Genomic DNA, 19,917 nt, shown 5'->3' with positions numbered 1-19,917 from the left:
TCAGCATGAAATAAAGCAATGCGCGACATTGAGCAATGTGCAATAGCACATGGCGCGAAATGTCGCGATACAGACTAAAATAAGAGAGATAGAAGGAAACCCTATTATGTCAGCGAACAAGTATATTGTTGCTCTCGACCAAGGCACCACCAGCTCACGTGCAGTGGTTATGGATCACGATGCCAATATCGTCGGTGTATCTCAGCGCGAGTTTACGCAAATTTATCCGCAAGCAGGTTGGGTTGAGCACGATCCAATGGAAATTTATGCCACCCAAAGCTCAACGCTGGTGGAAGTGCTGGGCAAAACTGGCATTCGTAGCGATGAGATTGCTGGGATCGGGATTACTAACCAACGTGAAACCACGGTTGTGTGGAACAAAGAAACCGGTAAACCGGTTTACAATGCCATCGTGTGGCAATGCCGCCGTACTGCTGACATCTGTCATGACTTGCGCGAGCGTGGATTGGCGTCTTATGTGCGTGATAATACTGGGTTAGTCCTTGACCCTTACTTCTCTGGCACCAAGGTGAAATGGATCTTGGACAACGTAGAAGGTGCGCGCGAAGACGCAGAAGCCGGTAAACTGCTATTCGGTACTGTGGATACCTGGTTGGTATGGAAGATGACTCAAGGGCGTGTGCATGTGACTGATTATACTAACGCATCACGCACCATGCTGTTTAATATCAATGATATGTGCTGGGATCAAAAAATGCTCGATGAGCTTGGGATCCCTGCTTCAATGCTCCCTGAAGTGCGCCGCTCTTCCGAAGTCTATGGACAAACGAACATCGGTGGTAAAGGCGGTACGCGTATTCCTATCGCGGGGATTGCGGGTGACCAACAAGCAGCCCTATTCGGACAAATGTGTGTTGAAGCCGGCCAAGCGAAAAACACCTATGGAACGGGCTGCTTTTTGCTAATGAACACCGGGCAAGAGAAGGTGACATCGAGCCATGGCCTGTTGACTACCATTGGTTGTGGCCCGCAGGGCGAACCGTCCTATGCGCTTGAGGGCGCGGTCTTTATGGGTGGTGCCTCAATTCAATGGCTCCGTGACGAGCTAAAAGTGGTGGAAGACGCCCATGACTCTGAATACTTTGCCACCAAAGTTGATACATCGAATGGCGTGTATGTTGTCCCGGCGTTTACCGGTTTGGGAGCACCCTATTGGGATGCCTACGCTCGCGGTACCATTGTGGGGCTGACCCGTGGTGTGAACTCTAACCATATCATTCGCGCAACCCTAGAAAGCATTGCATATCAAACGCGTGATGTATTGGATGCCATGCAGGCAGATTCAGGTATTAAGCTTGAAGCGTTACGTGTTGATGGCGGCGCCGTTGCCAATAACTTCTTGATGCAGTTCCAAGCCGATGTGCTCGACACCGACGTGCATCGTCCGGAAGTGACAGAAGTCACCGCGTTAGGCGCGGCGTACCTTGCGGGTATGGCGGTCGGTTTCTGGGATGGCCTGGATGAGCTAAAAGATAAAGCCAAACTGGACCGAAGCTTTGAACCACATCGAGACGAAGAAAAACGCAATCGCCGCTATCGTGGTTGGAAGCGAGCAGTAAAATGCGCACAAGCGTGGGCTGAGCTGCATAATGAAGAAGAAGATGTGTAAGCCTGATATCACTCTTTTATAATGAAAGGCGCGTTTTCGCGCCTTTTTTCATATTGCCCTGTCGCCGGCCGATTGTTCGTGTTCCTCTCTTTTACTGCGTTTTTTCTCCGCCTATAAAGGCATAGGACTACTCGCCAGACGGTTTTTTAGTTCACATGAACGCCTTTTTCTTAACACTTCTTCTACACTTGTCACAGTCAATAATAATTTTTCGAACATATATAGTGACCGAAAACGAAAGTTGATATACAGTTACACCCATCAGTTAATGTTCGTTCGCTCATATTTGAACAAGGTCGGCTAAAAATGACTACGCATAATTCTCATCAAGACGCACTTCTCGACATCCTCGTGGTTGGGGGCGGGATTAATGGTGCCGGTATCGCTGCTGATGCGGCGGGTCGTGGACTCAATGTGGGTCTGTACGATGCCAAAGATTTCGCATCGGCCACTTCATCCGCGAGCTCGAAGCTTATTCATGGTGGATTGCGCTATCTCGAGCATTATGAGTTCCGTTTGGTCTCGGAAGCACTGGCCGAACGTGAGGTACTGATCAACAAGGCGCCCCATATTGCGTTTCCGATGCGTTTCCGTTTGCCGCATCGCTCGTATCTGCGCCCAGCCTGGATGATCCGTTGTGGCCTATTTTTATATGACCACCTCGGTAAGCGCTCAACATTACCGAGCAGCCACAAGGTTGATTTGCGTAAAACTGGCTACATGAACAAAGACATGAAAGTCGGGTTTGAGTACTCAGATGCTTGGGTGGATGATGCGCGCTTAACCTTACTCAATGCGCAATATACGCGTGAAAAAGGGGGAGAGGTGCGCAATTACTGCCAAGTGGTCGCGGCAGAGCGTGAAAACACCATATGGCGAGTGACGCTAGAGGACGCACATACCGGTGAGCGCTTTGAGCGCAAAGCCAAGGCATTGGTGAACGCGACTGGCCCTTGGGTGAAGCAATTCTACGATGACAGTCTCCACGAAGAATCGCCGCGTGGGATCAAAATGATCAAAGGCTCTCATATTGTTGTGCCACGTATTCATCAAGACCCACAAGCGTATATTCTGCAGAATAATGATGGCCGTATCGTCTTCGTGATCCCATATCTCGACAAGTTCTCATTGATTGGTACCACGGATGTGGAGCACAAAGCCGATCCCCGAGAAGCAAAAATTGACGAGGCTGAGATTGATTACTTAGTTGATGTCGTCAATCAGCACTTTACTCACCAAATTCAGCCACAGGATGTCGTTTGGAGCTACAGTGGCGTGCGACCATTGTGTGATGATGAATCGGACTCGCCACAGGCGATGACACGCGACTACACCATAGAGTTGGAACAAAAAGGCAATCAAGCGCCGTTGGTTTCCATCTTTGGCGGTAAGCTCACGACTTATCGTAAGCTGGCGGAGTCTGCGATGCGCAAACTCGAGCCATTCTTTGACAAGATGGGTCAGCCTTGGACGGCTAACGGTGCGCTTCCCGGTGGTGATTTCAGCTGCACACGGGATGAGCTCGCCCTGTCGATTAAACAACGTTATCCGTGGTTAAGCCATAGTACGGCGCAGCGATTTGTCGATACCTACGGTACCCGCACACATCAACTGATGAGAGGTTGTCACAGTGAAGCGGATATGGGTCATCGGTTTGCTGATGGGGTTTACCAGGTGGAAATTAACTATCTGGTGCAATATGAGTTTGTTCAGCATGCGGAAGATGCCTTATGGCGTCGCACCAAATTAGGTTTGTATCTGACTGAAGAACAGGCTGATGCGATTAGCCAATACATCGAGCAGCAGCGCGTTAAAGTACACGCACTGCCATTAAGCGAGGCAAGCTAGCACTCAAGTAAGCCCGTGTTGCTAACACGATGGGATGACAAAAAAGAGCGCCGATGGTCGGCGCTCTTTTCGATCGACTGTCTTTTAACGCCGTTTGGCCGATAACGTGCTGCCGAGTGATGCGCTGATCACCATGCCAATCGCGAGCCATTGACGCAGGGCCAGTTGTTCATCGAGCACGAGTAGCCCAGCCATGGCGGCAACAGCAGGCTCTAAACTCATCATCACACTGAAGGTTTGTTTGGGCATGTTGCGTAACGCTATCATCTCCAGAGAATAAGGAATAGCACTGGAGACAAGGGCGACAGCGATCCCCAAGGGTATCAATTGCCATTGAAAAATCGCACCATCAGTCGCAATATAGCCCGCTGGTACGAGATAAAGGGCAGCAACGCTCATCCCCAGAGCAACCGTCCCGCCGCCTGGCGCTAAATTTCCAGCCTTTTGTCCAAATAGAATATAGCCAGCCCAGCAGCCGCCCGCCGCTAATGCGTAAGCCACTCCTTTTGGATCCAAGGCATCCACGCCTGACAAATCGGGGAGGAGAGTAATAACACCGCCAACGGCGAGCACGATCCAAAGACTGTCTCTGGCGCGACGAATAGAGATTAAAGCCACCAATAAAGGACCGGTAAACTCAAGTGCGACGGCAATTCCTAACGGAATAGTCTCGATAGACAAATAAAGCAGCATCATCATGCCACCAAGACAGCCACCATATACCGTTATCGCTCGCCAATGTCGCGCGCGTGGCCACTGACGCCAAGGGCGAAAGACGAGCCACAAAATGAGGGCAGAAAAGCCGACACGCAGGGCAGTGGTCCCAATAGGGCCCACCAGAGGGAAAAGCTGCTTGGCAAAGGATGCGCCAAATTGAATGGCGCACATGGCACCAAAAACACTCAATATCGCAACAAAAAGCGCACGAGCCTGCATAACCCCTCCTTTTCAGTAAAATAGAGCTATTACCTTAACATAGAGGCAAAAAAAAGCCGCTCCGATGAGAGCGGCAAAGATTTTGGAGCGAATTGTCTCAATCCTATCGTATTCGCTAGAATTTTTGTTTAGCTGAGTCGTAGGCATCTTTGAGAGACGTCAGTGCCTGTTCGGCGCCTTGTTTAATGTCGTCCCAAGCATCGTCACTGGCATGCTGCAGCTCATTAATGCGTGTTTTCGCTTGCTCTTTTCTTGCGCGCAAATGCTCAATTGACTCTCGGTACTCTGCTTTTGCATTTGCCGAAGCAACATTCGCTTTTTCTTCGAGTTTATCAATTTCTTGATTCCAGTCTTGCAAGCGATTATGTAACTTATCTATCATCTCTTGGCGTTGCATAATACCTCCTGTTAAAAGGGCCTAAGTCTACGTACAGGCGATTAATCAGTGGCGAAACGCAGTGGCGAAACGCCTTATTATTTAGGCATTGCCTTCGACGTCGAGTTCATCAATGACTCGTTCAACGTCCTGCGCGTTCTCTGCCATTAATACGGCAAGATCGCGCGCGGCATCACTTTTCACTTCGCCTGATAGGGTTGCGACGCCATCGTTAACGGATACATCAATATTGGTTCCACTAATATCGGGATTCAGCAACAAGCTTGTTTTAAGCGCCGCGCTGACTTTGGTGTCAACGACGGCTTGGCCTAGGTCGGCTGACTGGCTCGCAGGTTGCGACACAGTGAGCTCGTTTTTTATCTCACTCACGCCATCAATCTGACGAACTAAGCCACTGGCCAAGCTTTTATCAAGCTCGGTATCGACTTTCCCGGTTAGAATGACCACGCCTTGCTCAACATCTGTGTTGATATCAAAGTTATTGAGGTTAGTGTTCACCATCAGCATGGACTCGGCTTTGCCATCAATCCAAGCGTCTTTGGCTTCATCTTGCCAGTCATTGGCGCTGCTCGCCGCAGAGACAGAAGAAGCGCCAAGCGCAAGCGCTAACCCTAATGATACAAATAAAGGATGAAATCGACCTTGCGGAGTCGTCTTCATTAAATCCTCCTTTTTCAATGAGTGTGAGCAACGTTGTGGCGCTGCTAAGCTCCCAAAAGCGAAATCTATGCCAATTCTTAAAAAATCTAAATATCAACAGCTTATCTAGTGGTTGATGATTTGATGGTTTTTCCTTTTAGGTAACTTTTTCCTAAGTGTTGGCAATTATTACTTAATAACTGGGGTTGGATATGGCAGTCTAGAACAAGAAAACGCTTGGAAGGAATGCGATGTATATGTCTTGCTTGTTCGCTTATTTACCTCAGTCGTCAGATGCCTCTTTGCGTCAGATGCTAAAGGTGGCGCTTAACGCGCGAGCGACGAACGTGGTGTGGTTTGATACGTTAGCCGCACTGTTAGAAGCGTGTCAGGTTGATGACCCTGACTGGGTCGTATTAGATGTTGACACCAAGGATGGCGATATCGATGAGCTGCTCGCCATCATGACGCGTATCACCCACACGCAATGGGTGTTATTGACTGATGGCGCGCCCTTTCCTGCTTGGAATCACCACGCCCAAGACATGGCTGCGACGGTATTTCGTCGTCCTATCGATAAGCAGGCCTTCCAGCATCTCGTTATTGATCAGATGCGCGGTGAGGATCGTGGGCAATCACAGGGTACCCCCGTTATTACTAGCCAGGCAGATCAATACGGTTATTTATTGGGCTCATCAAGCCCGATGCTGGCCCTGTACCGCCAGCTTCAACGACTAGGTCCAACGAAAGCGAATGTGTTTATCATCGGTGAGAGTGGGGTGGGCAAGGAGCATGTCGCAAAAACACTCCATGGCTTGGGTCGACCGACTGACATAGACGGGATGGAGAGGCGAAGCCAAGGGGGGGATGCCCCTTTTATGGCGGTCAACTGTGGGGCGCTGAGCCCAGAACTGATCGAAAGTGAGTTGTTTGGTCATGTCAAAGGGGCGTTCACTGGCGCGCATCAAGATCACCAAGGGATTTTTTACCAAGCCGAAGGGGGAACGGTGTTTCTCGATGAAATAACGGAAATGCCCCAGTCGCTGCAAGTGAAATTATTGAGGGTGCTGGAGTCAGGGGAATACCGCCCAGTTGGTTCGACACGCAATCAAAAAGCGAATGTGCGTCTTTTGGCCGCCACCAATCGCGACGCGCAAGAGGCGATTCAGCAAGGTAAGCTGCGTGAGGATATTTATTATCGCTTGGCACAATTTGTGGTGACGGTTCCGCCATTAAGGGCGCGAGGAGATGACATTCATGCACTGACCACGCATTTCCTCGCTGAATTGAATTTTAATCATCAGACAACCGTGAGCATTAGCGATAACGCGCTCGAGCACGTCCAGCACTACCACTGGCCAGGGAATGTACGTGAACTCAAACATGCTATTGAGCATGGCTTTCTATTGAGTAATGGGTGCATTGAAGTCACGGACCTACCCGCTAACGTGATGGCTGATGATCCGTCAACAGCGGTTGAGGCGCTTTCGCTGCCAGAGGGAATCAGACTTGATGAACTCGAAAAAGCAGCGATTTTACAAACACTCGCGCGCTGTCAAGGAAACCGTCAGCGTACGGCTAAGGCGCTTGGGATCAGCCCTAAAACCTTATACAACAAACTCCAGCAATATCATGCATTATCGTCTGATTGAGCGGCATCAGGAAGAGGCGGAGACAGGATCGCGAGTGATTGAGGCTGCGCGTCAATCGTCAGTTTTCGGTCGCGATAAAGCTCGCCGTCAATGACATAGTCAATGACTGATGTAGCACGTATCGAGACGCGTGTGACTTGTTGATAGTGAGTAAAGCGGCCTAATCGTGTTTCAAACAGGCTCGCGAATGCTAATTCCATGAGAGACAACGCGGTATCTGTTTTGGTAGAACTCGCGGTGAGCCAAGTGACATCGAGTTTGCCGTCGGCATAATTTGGTTGGCCTTGCCCTTGGGCTAATAAGGTTGTCATTGGTGCTGCATTGGCGACCACCATACTGGTTGTGCGGATCAATTGAGGCGCTTGGTGATCGAATTTAACGGTGAGATCGATGGCTTGATTTTGACTGGCAGCCCCGAGTAGACCCTGCAAATACGCCCACTGGCCTAATTGATTTTTCTGCTCCCGAGCGGCGTGGCGAATCATTTGTTGTTCAAAGCCAACGCCCACGACTAGCAACGCCACTTTGCCGTTACAGCGTGCGGTGTCGATGGTTCGTGGCGTCCCATCTAAAATTACATCGCAAGCGGCATCAATATTTAAAAATTTGGTCTTTATCCCCCACAATGCATGGCATAAGGCGTTTGCGGTGCCAAGCGGTAATACGCCTAAAGGGATTGCGGTGTTAATCAGTGCTCGCGCAACGGCGTTCACAGTGCCGTCTCCACCGGCGGCGATCACCACATCAGCCTGTTGTGAAACAGCGCGGCAAGCGAGTTGATAACTACGACGATTATGGCGTGTCTGATGGACGACTAACCGATACCCGTCACCTAAATAGGCCTGAATATAGTCGCGGTGCTTACGCCATTTCTTTCCACCTGCAGCAGGGTTAGCAATGATCCAGGCAATGGGACGCGCCAACCGCAACGCACCGCTTTGCTGAAAACGCACTAAAGCGCGGCGCTGGCGTTGGTTCAAGTGTGCTTTGGGGCGTACCATTTTGATGTCACCAAGCACATCCTCGAGCGAATGGTGGGGAGAAAGTGCCCAAAGATAGGCGGCAACAACCATCACGGACCTCCCGCGTCCTAGTGCACAATGCACCACCACCTTGTGTCCCGCTTGTCGCTGTTGATGTAGCCATTGTAACGCGCGCATCAGTTGGCTACGCGAGGGATAGGCATGATCCAATACGGGCACCGAGAGATAGGCGACAGCCTGTGATTGTGTGAAACGGTCGACGCTCTCGAATTCAGCGGTAACATCTAATATCCCATCAATACCTTGCGTTTGCAGATCGGGGATGTCTTTGTAGGTCAGGCGGGCACCGACATAGAGCCCAGGGGCGACTTGCTGGACGGGCGGTGCAACATCGCGTTTTCTTGCCCAACGATTGTACAGGTGGGTAAAGGTAAAAAATGGCGCAAACACCCACTGGCTGATGCGAGGCAACTGCCCGGATTGGCGTTTGCGAAAAAGGCGAGGCTGATTGCGCCAATAAGCGATACTAACGGCGAAAAATGCTGCCGCACACCATGAGAAAAGCAAGGTAAGAAGGACGTTAGGTATCCACCAGCTGATCGTGAATAAACACGCGGCGACCAAGCTATAAAAGGGACCTATAAACACGCTTATTCACTCCTTTTTATTCAGCACAGACGCCATCGGTAAAACAATCCAGCTTTTACTATACGTTAGCCCTGCCCAATATCATAAAAAACGGCACGTCTGGCGTGCCGTTTTTGTATTATTATTTATCTTGATTTTGACGTTGGCGCCGGAATTTTTTCATTGCGCGACGTTGTTCAATGATCTTTCTCGCCTCACCGCCAACGTGCTGTTCACCACGTTCTCGTGCGAGACGGACTTGGTACTCTCGCTCTCGAAACGCTGCTTTTTGGGCGTCGGTGTGTTTGTCGATGCATTTAGGGCAAGAGACGCCTTGCTCATAGTGTTCGCTTTCCATGTCCGCTTGCGTGATGGGAAGGCGACAGGCATTACACATTGCGTAAGACCCTCGCTCCAAATCGTGATTAACGGCAACACGGCTGTCGAAGACATAACACTCTCCGTTCCACAAGCTTTCACTCTCAGGCACTTCTTCGAGGTACTTAAGGATCCCGCCTTCTAGGTGATACACCTCATCAAAGCCTTTCTCTTTCAAAAAAGCGGTCGATTTTTCACAGCGGATCCCGCCGGTACAAAACATGGCGACTTTTTTGTGCGTGCTAGGGTCAAGCTGCTGTTCAACATAGTCTGGGAATTCACGGAAGCTATCTGTATGCGGATTAACGGCTCGTTCAAAGGTACCAATCTCGATTTCGTAATCATTACGCGTATCGATCACTAACACATCTGGATCGCTGATTAATTGATTCCACTCTGTTGGTTTGACATAAGTGCCCACGCTTTGGCGCGGATCGATGCCTTCAACCCCCATGGTCACAATTTCTTTTTTGAGTTTTACCTTGGTGCGACTAAATGGCTGGCTGTCTTCGAACGACTCTTTATAGTCAATATCCGCTAGGCGTGGGTCATTTCTAAACCACGCAAACAGCGCATCCATATTTTCTCTTGTCGCTGCTACTGTGCCATTTATGCCTTCCTGGGCGAGAAGGAGCGTGCCGCCTATTTGGTTGGCTTCCATTACTTCAAGCAATGGTGCTTGCAAAGACTGGTAGTCGTCGAGTGTGACAAATTTATATAAGGCACAAATGACATATTTAGACATCTTGTTTCCTCTTGCTGGCTGGAGCGTAAATCCAGTGCATGGGTGGTGTATGTATACGTGAGCGCGGAGTATAGCGAATGCTACTGACGCAAAACACCGGATAAAAGTAAGGTTAAATATCGAGCGCTCTGATAGCGACGAAGGCGATGCACTCTACTTTGTGTTCAAATCAAATTGTATTGTTAGTTATTCAATAACGTCTGGTTTTTATGAGATCAACATCACGTATGAACGGAGTTTCTATCGCCTGAAAGCGTGTTTGGACTTAGTTTGAATAGGTTTTTAGTCACGCCAGAATGGTTTTATTGCTTTATGGTCTAATTATTTTGTTAGTTGGCGTGCATCGGCTAGACAGTGGTCTAGTAAGCAAAGTAATTAGCCAAGCATCAAGAAAGGATGCAAAACATGATTGAAGAATGGATTAACGCATTTGTCGGGTTTATCTGGGGTAAGCCGATGCTGATCTTATTGGTTGGTGGCGGGGTTTTCTTTACCCTTTATGGCAAACTCACGCCGTTTCGGTATATGGCACACAGTATCAAGCTGTTAACCGGTAAGGTGGACGATGGCAGTGGCCATGGTGATTTATCTCATCGCAAGGCGCTCGCCGCCGCTCTCTCCGGCACTTTGGGCCTTGGTAATATTGCCGGCGTGGCACTGGCGCTCAGCGCAGGTGGACCCGGTGCGGTGTTTTGGATGTGGTTAACGGCATTATTAGGAGTCTCAACCAAGTTTTATACCTGTACATTGGGGGTCATGTATCGTCACAAAGATGCGAACGGCAATGTCCACGGTGGCCCCATGTATACGGTTCGGCACGGTTTAGGGCCAAAATTTAAATGGTTAGCGGTGATGTTTGCCATTGCAGGCTTGATGGGATTTGTGCCGTCTTTCCAAATTAACCAGCTTGGTGCCGTGGTGCAAACTCAGCTATTTCCGGGGATCGCTTGGCTAGAGAGTAGTGCGTTCTCTTGGGCACTGGGCATTGTACTGGCGGTCTTCGTCGGTATGGTGATCTGGGGTGGTTTGCAGCGTGTGGCTGATGTTGCTGGTGCGCTAGTGCCTTTGATGGCGGGCAGCTATATGGTGATGGCGATCGCCGCCTTGGCACTTAATGCCGAGCGCGTGCCTGGCGTGTTTCAGTCGATTTTCGCCAGTGCTTTTTCACCGGATGCGATGTTCGGTGGCCTGATCAGTGTGATTATTGTGGGGGTGAGTCGTGGTGCTTTCTCTAATGAAGCCGGGATTGGCACCGAGGTCATGGCACACAGCGCGGCAAAAACCAATGAGCCAGTCCGAGAAGGATTGGTCGCTAGCCTAGGTCCTATCATTGATACCTTAATTGTCTGTAGTTGCACTGCGCTAGTGATCTTGGTGACCGGTGTGCTTGATCAAGCCGAGGGCATGCAAGGTGTTAGTCTGACCATGGCGGCATTCAAAGCGGCCTTTGGCGCGCCAGGAGCGTGGTTATTGGCGGCACAGGTGTTAGTTTTGTCTTTCACCACGGTATTTACATTTTGGTATTACGGCTATAAATGCTTTGTGTATCTATTTGGCGAGCAGGCGGGTCAGTATTATAAGTACCTATACTTATCGCTTGTGGTGCTGGGGGCGGTATTATCGCTGGATGTGGTGTTCTTATTCCTCATTGGGGCGTATGGGCTGATGGCAGTGCCCACCATGGTTTCAGCGCTGTTGCTGGCGCCTAAGGTAAACCAAGCGGCGAAAACGTATTTTGCCAGTCACCGTTACCGTGAAAGCCATCGCTCACAGGTAACCAACAGTTAATGGCTTGACTGACAACTTTGTTGTCACGCTAAAACGAACAAAGGCTGCCAATGTGCAGCCTTTGTTTTGTTCACTATGTTGGCCTTTATCGTTGATTAATCATCAAGTGGTGCGCCGAATACATAGGTATCAGCTAGGCTAACCATGCGACCGATTTCGGGTTTGGTGATGGTATCATTGGCGCCCAATTGCAGAGCCTTAGCGCGGTTATCCTCGCTCATGATCGACGAGAACATGATAATAGGCATGGTTTTATAGGTATCCATCTCTCTGAGGCGTTTGACTAAGTGCATACCGTCCATACGTGGCATCTCTACGTCTGACACAATCGCATCCACAAACTCATTGATCGACACACCTTCTTCTTTGGAAATGCGTTCGAATTCGGTGAGTTTGTCAAAGGCCTCGCCACCATCTTTGGCCGATATAATGTTAAAGCCAGCTGAGCGTAGCGTGTTCTCAATCAAGCTACGGATGAAGGCGGAATCGTCCACCACTAAAATCGTTTTTGCTTCGCGTTTTTTCGCGCTGGATTCGGAAATGTTGACGTTTCTGTCCTGAGTGACATCGTATTTTTCCATACTCAACTCAGGGTTAATATCGGCAATGATTTTCTCAAAATCCAGGATCATAATCAGGTTGTTGTCTTTGCGGACAACGGCGACCACACAATCTTGCTCGCCTGCTTCTAAAAATTGGCTCGGGGACTCAACCGCTTCCCAGGAAATACGATGGATACGACTAATACTGTCAATCAAAAACCCATTAGTCATGTTGTTAAAGTCGGTGACAATCACAAACTTATTGTCTTTCTCTGGACGCGTCGGGACGCCTAACCAGCCTGCGAGATCAATCAGTGGCGTTAGCTTGTCGCGTGACGAAAACACCCCAATCATGTGCGCTTGGGCGTTTGGATAGTCAGTGGTTTCCGGAACTTGGATAACTTCGCGAACCTTGGCAACGTTGATACCGTAATAGCAGGTTTTGGTACTGCCGTCAGGAAGTTGCTTGATTAAGTGAAACTCAATGATTTCTAGCTCATTCGTACCACTTTCCGTCAGTATTTCGTTTTTTGTTGGCTCGTCGTTCATGCCTACCACATTTCCTTTCGATATCAGCGAATCAAGCTGGCGTTAAACTGAGTTTGATCCAGTATAAGCCTGAGATCAACAAAGCGACAATCTTTACTCGATAATCGAGCTGCTTTTCTGTGGGCTATCGCGCTAAAAACTGATGAATAATAAGCATGAAGATACAAGGCTTTAACATGTCAAAGTCGAGATGGGGAGCGCATGCCTTGGTCGCTATTCCCAGTACAACGATGTAAAGCATACCAAGTTGCGTTGTTAGTAAGACTATGTCATCAATGAAGAAGTGGTGTATCGCGATCTTGTATCGGCAGAGGAGGCAAGGATGACAGAGTCAGGCTCACAGTGGTTGGAAACGGTTAAAGAGATGCGAGAGACATTCGACGCGCAAAAAGAACAGGTGTCTCAGTATCCTTTTTTAGAGTACAGCCATCGTCGCGACGCGCTTCTGCGCTTGCGTCAGGCCATCAAGCAAAAATCGTCTGCGTTACAACAAGCCCTTAGCGACGATTACGGCTACCGTGCGCCCGTTGATACTGAAATTGCCGACATCTTGCCTTTGCTGCACCAAATTGATTACACCCGTCGCCGATTAAAGCGATGGATGAAGCCGCAAAAACGGCGTCCTGGTATTACTCTGCTAGGCACCAAATTGGCCGTGCACCCTCAGCCAAAAGGCGTGGTTGGGATCATTGTGCCTTGGAACTTTCCGATTATGCTGGCAGTGAGTCCCCTGATTTGCGCGTTGGCAGCAGGCAATCGGGTAATGCTTAAGCTTTCGGAGTTCACGCCCAACACCAACCAGGTATTACGCGCGTTAATCGCTGAGGTGTTTAGCCCAAACGAAGTGGCCGTGGTTGAAGGTGAAGTTGAAGTGTCGCGCCGCTTTACCGAGTTAGAGTTCGACCATCTCTTTTTCACCGGCTCAACCCAGGTCGGACGTCAAGTCATGCTGGCGGCGGCCGATAATTTGACCCCGGTGACCCTCGAACTGGGGGGTAAATCGCCGGTGATCATTGATGATCAAATTGATATGGACGTGGCTGTCTCTCGGCTCATTTACGGGAAGTGCTTAAATGCTGGGCAGATATGTGTTGCCCCCGACTATGTGCTTTGCCCTGAACATCGGCAAGAAGCCTTTATACACGCCTATCAACGTGCATTTCGTGCTATGTATCCTCACTTTGAGGCCAATCAAGATTACAGCCAGATCGTTAATCAACCCCAAGCGATGCGGCTAGAAGAAACGCTCCAAGATGCGCTCGATAAGGGTGCGCGTCGCTGGTGTGCGCTCGACCAGCAAACCGTGCCAACTGCGGAAAAACGACGCTGGCCAACTCAGCTACTGACCCAAGTCACCGATGATATGCGGGTGATGCAAGAAGAGATTTTTGGCCCGCTCCTGCCTGTGGTTACCTATCAAGATATCTCTGAGGCATTGCGTTATATTCAGGCGCGCCCGCGACCGCTCGCTTTGTATTTGATGAGCAATGACGCTGAGATACGCGCGCAGGTCACCACGCAGCTTCACGCTGGCGGTATGGGGATTAATGAAACCTTGTTCCATGTCGCTGCCGAAGATGCGCCTTTTGGCGGCATTGGTGACTCCGGCATGGGGCATTACCACGGCATTGAAGGCTTTTATACTTTTAGCCACCGTAAAACCGTCCTCACCCGTGATAAATGGGACACCAGCTTTTTAGTCAAACCCCCGTACAACCGCTGGTACAAACGCTTAATGCGCTGGTGGTTAATGTGGTAATGACTCTTGATTGAATTGTGAATAAAGCCACAAAAGCTATCTAATGATGTTGCGCTTATTTTGATTCGAAACTACTAATTAAGTGATATCTTAATTAGTGAGGGTGGTCATGTCGTATCAAAATTCGAATCTAGAACGACGCCGATTTTTAAAACTACTGGCAGGCGCAGGCGCGATAAGCTTGATGCCGGCAAGCTTACCCTCACGCGCTCAGACGCGCGCCAAGGTCGTTATTGTCGGGAATGGCGCTGCCGGTATCTCGTTGGCTAATCGCCTTGTGCAACACCTTTCCGCTGATCAGATAGTATTAGTGGGTGCACGTCAGCGTCACCTGTATCAGCCTGGACAAACTTTGGTGGCATCTGGATTATGGAAAGCGTCTCAAGTCTTATCAACTACAGAGCAATGGCTGCCTCCCGGCATAACCTGGCATGAACAAAATGCCAGTGCGTTTTTACCTGAACAACAAAAAGTTGTACTTGAGAATGGAACGACGCTCAGCTATGACGTACTCGTTGTTGCCATGGGCACCCAACTTAATTACACCCACATTGAGGGAATGGATGAACGTCTTATCGGTCAGCATGGTATTGGTAGTGTTTATCCGGGGCCAGAAGGTGCACTGGCAACGGATACGGCGTTTAAACAGTTTATGAATAAAGGCGAGGGCAAAGCTATATTTACGCTTGCTGAAACTCCCATCAAGTGCGCAGGTGCGCCACTTAAAATGACCTTTACCTCTCTCGCCCGTCTTGAGCAAACTGGCCGGCGTCATGCATTTGATGTGAGCTTCGCCACGCCGTTTAAAGATCGATTGTTTTCGATTCCCGTTTATAACGACTTTGTCATGGCGCGCTTTGGTGACCAAGGGGTAGACATTGCTGATCAGAAAACGTTGATTGGCATCGATCCGACCAACAAAAAAGCACGCTTCTCACTCACCGCAACGGGAAAGACACTAGTCGAAGCGTATGATTATATCCACGTCGTGCCTCCAATGAGTGCGCCCGATGTGATCAAGCATAGTGATCTGGTTTGGAATCAAGGTCCTCATAAGGGCGAATGGATGGCGGCAGACCAATATACGCTACAACATCCCACTTTCCCCAATGTATTTGGCATTGGTGATGTGACCGGTATTCCGCTATCGAAAACGGCTGCAAGTGTAAAAAAACAAGTTCCCATCGTTGAGGCAAACCTCTTAAGTTATCTGAACGACAAGCCTTTAGAGGCTGAGTTCAATGGATATACCTCTTGCCCATTGATCACTGGGTTCGGCAAAGCGATTCTGGCTGAGTTCGGTTACGGTGGCAAATTACTCCCTTCTTTCCCGTTTATTAGTCCAACAGAAGAAACGTGGATGGCTTGGGTAATGAAAGAACAAATGTTGTTACCAGCCTATCAAGCGATGTTGGATGGAAAAATTTAATGGAGGCGGACATGACTCTTGACGCAATTTTTACCGTACTACTGTACTCAGCCGCTCCTTACTGGGGATGGTTATTATTTTTAGTGGGTTTGCCTGTAGTGTCGTTAGTGATTTTTCGTCGCTTTTCTTTGCGCAGCGCCAAGCGCGCTTTTGTGTTCAGTATTGTAGTCGGCCTTGTCTGTGCTCTATCAGCGCCACCGTTAACGGGCTCCTCACTTGCGATGCTTAATGGTGCCGCAGACTGGGTGATGTTAATCATGGTTGCGATAGGTGCGACACTATACACTACGATCTTAGCAGCGATCGTTTTGAAGCCACAATCAGCGTCGTTGTTCGACCAACGGGCATGATGATCGTATCGAGCGGTTCATCAACATATTGTCCAATTAAATCACTAAACTTTTCCGAAAAATTGATCTATATCTTTGGTTGTTACATAACTGTTAAAAGTGGTGCGAAGCAACCAAAGGAGCGACACAATGGCGTTTTCAGTACAACCCGATTCCATGTTGCCAGACATTGGCGATCATGAGCGCGCGATGGTTGAGCAAGAGGTAAAGCTCGCGGTCACCGATGCCAATGGCAAATCACTGGGGTATTTAGCGATGGTGCCAGATGCACAGCGCTTTATTACCTTAACCCAAGATAACGCAGAGGCGTTGAGTTTTATCAAAACCCCTTGCAGCGTCAATGCGGGTTATTATCAGTGGTCGTTTTTTTATGACGACATTGAGTATGGCCTGGACTGTTTAATTGAACCTGACAGAAACAAGTGTCGGCTATATGCCAATGATCATGCGGCAGCCGCGCCATCGTGGAAGCTTGTTGATGAAGGGGAGCGTGGCTCTTTGATGATGGCAGCCCCTATCTCAGCGATTGGGCCGGGCACGCGTATTGCTGTTACCTCTGATGAAGCCGACGTTCCGAATGTATTAGTTGGGGCGCTTGAAGGCGGCGTGTTGGTGCATGAGCAGCCAAGTTAATAGGTTGAACACCGAGTATCTTACCGGCCAGTGCTCTGTCACTGGCTTTTTTATGCCAATCAATCTCACTCTCTAACTGCATGTGTTAATTCACTTTCATTTTAGCTGTGAGCAGCATCAAAGAATTGTTCATCAATCATTTTTAGTAAAAAAGTGTTAAGTGCTCACGGATGGCCTACATAAACACTTTGTAAACAAAAAGTTAAAAGTGATGCTGCTGATGTAGTAGTAAATAATGCTGGTAGGTTGGACAAATAAAGCGATTTTCTCTGCGGAAAAAAGTGCTGTTGATGCATAGCTTTATAAACGTGCTTGTTGTTATTTGTAGGCAATTAATTTTTGATACGTTTAACCATTGTAAGGAATACAATATGTTAAAGCATGTACTTAGCTGCTGTATTGCATCAGCATTAGTCGCTGCATCGTCTGCAGCGCTCGCAAAACAGGAAGAGGGTAAACAAGCGATCTCTCAGCAGCAAACGCTAGCGCCACTCGTTGTCGCGTCAGACAAGCAGGGGATTGAAGACCAATACATTGTGGTATTCAAACAACCGATGACGCTCAGCGACGATCCACAAGCGCTACAAACCTTCACTCAGCAAACCGTTTCAAGCATGGTTAACCAACACGCGGTTAAAGTTGAGAAAGTGTTTGATCGCTCGCTGAGTGGCTTTGTAGCCAAATTGACGCCAGAGCAACTGCGCGCGTTGCGTATGGACGAGCAAGTGGACTTTATCGAGCAAGATAAGACGATTTCCTTGGACCCGGTAATCACCCCAAACGCCAACCAGAGTAATCCAGTTTGGGGGTTGGATCGCATTGACCAACGTAACCTGCCTTTGGATAACAATTACAGTACCAATTTTGATGGCACAGGTGTGACGGCGTACGTCATTGATACAGGTGTGACAACGTCACACGTAGAGTTTGGTGGTCGTGCTCGCTCTGGCTATGACTTTGTTGATAACGATAATGACGCGTCAGACTGTAACGGTCACGGCACCCATGTGGCCGGCACTATCGGTGGTAGCCAATATGGCGTCGCTAAAAATGTCGACATTGTTGGGGTGAGAGTGCTGAGCTGTAGTGGTTCGGGCTCAACGTCCGGTGTGATTGGCGGGGTTGATTGGGTGGCTGCCAATGCCAGTGGACCATCGGTGGCAAACATGAGCTTAGGTGGTGGTGTGTCTACAGCACTGGATCGTGCGGTTGCCAGTGCGGTGCAATCGGGTGTGAGCTTTATGCTGGCGGCTGGCAATTCCAATGCCGATGCGTGTAACAGCTCGCCGGCCCGTGAGCCAAGTGGCGTCACCGTGGGCTCAACAACAAGCAGCGATAGCCGATCAAGTTTCTCCAACTGGGGCAGCTGTCTTGATGTATTTGCACCAGGCTCGCAAATCAAATCTGCCTGGTATGACGGTGGTTATCGCACCATCAGTGGCACGTCAATGGCGACACCTCATGTTGCCGGTGTTGCGGCCTTGTATTTACAAGAAAACAATAGCCTATCGCCAGCACAAGTCGAGAGCTTAATTAGCAACCGTGCTAGCGTAAATAAAATCAGTGATCCTCGTGGTTCGGTTAACAAACTGCTCTATAGCCAAGCGGATAGCAGTTGTGAGCCTGATTGTGACCCAACGCCAGGGCCAAAAAATGAGCTCAAAAATGGCCAGCCAGTCACGGGTATTTCTGGGGCACAAGGTACGCAGCGATTCTTTTACGTTGATGTTGACGCGGGGCAACGTCTAACGGTCAATATCAGCGGGGGCTCAGGCGATGCAGATTTGTACGTACGCTATGGGGCGAAACCAACTTTAAATAGCTGGGACTGCCGTCCATACAACTACGGCAATAGTGAAGTGTGTACGGTACAAAGCACACAAAACGGTCGCTATCACGTGATGCTTAATGGTTACACTGCTTTTAACGGTGTCAGTGTGACAGCGCGATACTAATGCACTGTCGCTAAGGCGGTCGCGTTATGACCGAAACCGTTTTATGACCCAAGATGACGATAAAGCGCGGCACAAAGCCGCGCTTTTTAGTGGTATTGGCGCAAGCAATCGTATAGCAAGTTGATAAAGCCCTTTCGATCGACGGCCATTGCCACCTCGGTATTGGCGAGATTGCCCGTGACGTGATAGCGGTCGACGACCGTCATTCCAGTGGTTAACGTCCCTTGTGTCTCGACACCCACCCATAGTGATTCACACTCGAAGAGCTCAGGCATCACCAGCCACGCGATGGTGCAGGGATCGTGCAGCGGTGAGCCGTCTAGGCGCCACTTGGGATCGCGGTGATAGCGCATAAAGAAATCAAGCCAACCCGCAACTGTCTGTGCCACGGGATTATCGATGCCACGGATGGAAGCCACATCTTCATCTTTGACTAACGCTTGGTGGGTAACATCTAATCCAAACATGGTGATTGGGATCCCAGCGCGAAACACGCGATCAGCGGCTTCTGGGTCGACATAAATATTAAACTCGGCTGCTGGTGTCCAATTGCCCAAGGTCACACCGCCTCCCATCAGCACAATCTGCTTAATCCGGTTGGTTAAATCCGGGTAGGCGGCCAGGAGTAAAGCCACGTTGGTTAAAGGGCCAGTCGCGACCAAGGTAATAGGCTGGTCAGCGTCTTGAAGTACACTGGCCATTAGGTTAACGGCATTATCAGGATGGGCGTCCATCGTGGGCTCTGGCAGCGCAGGACCATCCAAGCCCGACTCACCGTGAACATTATCAGCAATAATGAGCTCACGGGTGAGTGGTTTATGTGCGCCACCCGCGATAGGGATGTGTGTTTGTTGCAACAAAGTCAAAATGCGTCTGGCGTTGTAAAGGGTTTTATCTGGGGTTTGATTTCCGGCACTGGTGGTGACTGCTTTGATATCAAGCTGGGGGAGTGCACAAGCCATCACCAGTGCAATGGCATCGTCATGGCCGGGATCGCAGTCGATAATAATGGGTTCACGCATAAGCTGGCCTATCGCGGAGTTGGAGAACACGTCGGTCAGCACAGGATAAACGCCT

General features: G+C 49.5%; 16 protein-coding genes. 9 read left to right on the top strand and 7 right to left on the bottom strand.

Annotated elements, in window-relative coordinates; all coding sequences use genetic code 11:
* The first annotated feature begins 106 nt into the window (after positions 1–106).
* Both glpK and glpD read left to right on the top strand, forming a co-directional pair.
* Complete coding sequence (glpK, locus tag EHW56_RS04555) at positions 107–1,630, top strand: glycerol kinase GlpK (protein WP_077578463.1); 1,524 nt, start codon at positions 107–109, stop codon at positions 1,628–1,630.
* 306 nt (positions 1,631–1,936) lie between these two features.
* The gene (gene glpD / locus EHW56_RS04550; RefSeq protein ID WP_152798756.1) at positions 1,937–3,478 is read left to right on the top strand and encodes a glycerol-3-phosphate dehydrogenase; all 1,542 of its coding nucleotides are present in this window, start codon (positions 1,937–1,939) and stop codon (positions 3,476–3,478) included.
* Positions 3,479–3,562: 84 nt separating this feature from the next.
* Here glpD and EHW56_RS04545 read toward each other — a convergent pair whose 3' ends face one another.
* The 3 genes from EHW56_RS04545 to EHW56_RS04535 all read right to left on the bottom strand — a co-directional run bounded on the left by EHW56_RS04545 (position 3,563) and on the right by EHW56_RS04535 (position 5,471).
* Complete coding sequence (locus EHW56_RS04545) at positions 3,563–4,414, bottom strand: DMT family transporter (protein WP_046075678.1); 852 nt, start codon at positions 4,412–4,414, stop codon at positions 3,563–3,565.
* Positions 4,415–4,529: 115 nt separating this feature from the next.
* Positions 4,530–4,811 carry a hypothetical protein gene (locus EHW56_RS04540; RefSeq protein WP_046075679.1) on the bottom strand — a complete coding sequence of 94 codons (282 nt, stop codon included), beginning with the start codon at positions 4,809–4,811 and terminating at the stop codon, positions 4,530–4,532.
* 81 nt (positions 4,812–4,892) lie between these two features.
* Positions 4,893–5,471 (bottom strand): BON domain-containing protein, encoded by a 579-nt coding sequence (locus EHW56_RS04535; protein WP_046075680.1) that lies wholly within the window; start codon positions 5,469–5,471, stop codon positions 4,893–4,895.
* Between the two features lie 236 nt (positions 5,472–5,707).
* On the opposite strand from EHW56_RS04535, the gene EHW56_RS04530 reads away from it, so the two are divergent.
* Positions 5,708–7,102 carry a sigma-54 dependent transcriptional regulator gene (locus tag EHW56_RS04530; protein WP_216644445.1) on the top strand — a complete coding sequence of 465 codons (1,395 nt, stop codon included), beginning with the start codon at positions 5,708–5,710 and terminating at the stop codon, positions 7,100–7,102.
* Here the strand turns inward: EHW56_RS04530 and EHW56_RS04525 are convergent.
* Together EHW56_RS04525 and EHW56_RS04520 are read right to left on the bottom strand one after the other, a co-directional pair.
* Positions 7,081–8,733, bottom strand: coding sequence for a diacylglycerol kinase family protein (locus tag EHW56_RS04525; protein ID WP_152798754.1), 1,653 nt, complete (start codon positions 8,731–8,733; stop codon positions 7,081–7,083). The two genes, EHW56_RS04530 and EHW56_RS04525, sit on opposite strands and share 22 nt — an antisense overlap.
* 121 nt (positions 8,734–8,854) lie before the next feature.
* On the bottom strand, positions 8,855–9,835 hold the full coding sequence (locus EHW56_RS04520) for a rhodanese-related sulfurtransferase (RefSeq protein ID WP_077666079.1): 981 nt from the start codon (positions 9,833–9,835) through the stop codon (positions 8,855–8,857).
* Positions 9,836–10,240: 405 nt separating this feature from the next.
* On the opposite strand from EHW56_RS04520, the gene EHW56_RS04515 reads away from it, so the two are divergent.
* Positions 10,241–11,623, top strand: a complete 1,383-nt coding sequence (locus EHW56_RS04515; RefSeq protein ID WP_216644444.1) for a sodium:alanine symporter family protein — start codon at positions 10,241–10,243, stop codon at positions 11,621–11,623.
* A gap of 95 nt (positions 11,624–11,718) precedes the next feature.
* Here EHW56_RS04515 and EHW56_RS04510 read toward each other — a convergent pair whose 3' ends face one another.
* A complete protein-coding gene (locus EHW56_RS04510) occupies positions 11,719–12,714 on the bottom strand; it encodes a chemotaxis protein CheV (RefSeq protein ID WP_152794277.1) in 996 nt (331 codons plus the stop codon).
* Between the two features lie 322 nt (positions 12,715–13,036).
* Here EHW56_RS04510 and EHW56_RS04505 point away from each other — a divergent pair, with 322 nt between their 5' ends.
* From EHW56_RS04505 to EHW56_RS04485, 5 genes are all read left to right on the top strand, one after another.
* Positions 13,037–14,473 (top strand): coniferyl aldehyde dehydrogenase, encoded by a 1,437-nt coding sequence (locus EHW56_RS04505; protein ID WP_152794273.1) that lies wholly within the window; start codon positions 13,037–13,039, stop codon positions 14,471–14,473.
* Positions 14,474–14,582: 109 nt separating this feature from the next.
* A complete protein-coding gene (locus tag EHW56_RS04500) occupies positions 14,583–15,902 on the top strand; it encodes an NAD(P)/FAD-dependent oxidoreductase (protein WP_152794271.1) in 1,320 nt (439 codons plus the stop codon).
* Positions 15,903–15,913: 11 nt separating this feature from the next.
* Positions 15,914–16,252, top strand: coding sequence for a hypothetical protein (locus EHW56_RS04495; RefSeq protein ID WP_152794269.1), 339 nt, complete (start codon positions 15,914–15,916; stop codon positions 16,250–16,252).
* Positions 16,253–16,381: 129 nt separating this feature from the next.
* On the top strand, positions 16,382–16,885 hold the full coding sequence (locus EHW56_RS04490) for a hypothetical protein (RefSeq protein WP_077638362.1): 504 nt from the start codon (positions 16,382–16,384) through the stop codon (positions 16,883–16,885).
* Between the two features lie 371 nt (positions 16,886–17,256).
* A complete protein-coding gene (locus tag EHW56_RS04485) occupies positions 17,257–18,840 on the top strand; it encodes a S8 family peptidase (protein WP_152794267.1) in 1,584 nt (527 codons plus the stop codon).
* An 86-nt stretch (positions 18,841–18,926) separates the two neighbouring features.
* On the opposite strand, the gene rihA is transcribed toward EHW56_RS04485, so the two are convergent.
* A complete protein-coding gene (gene rihA, locus EHW56_RS04480; RefSeq protein WP_046076034.1) occupies positions 18,927–19,862 on the bottom strand; it encodes a pyrimidine-specific ribonucleoside hydrolase RihA in 936 nt (311 codons plus the stop codon).
* Between the last annotated feature and the right edge of the window lie 55 nt (positions 19,863–19,917).

It is taken from the genome of Salinivibrio sp. VGrn1 (assembly GCF_009377995.1).
Lineage (GTDB): Bacteria > Pseudomonadota > Gammaproteobacteria > Enterobacterales > Vibrionaceae > Salinivibrio > Salinivibrio siamensis.
This window is presented reverse-complemented; position numbering and strand designations above follow the sequence as displayed.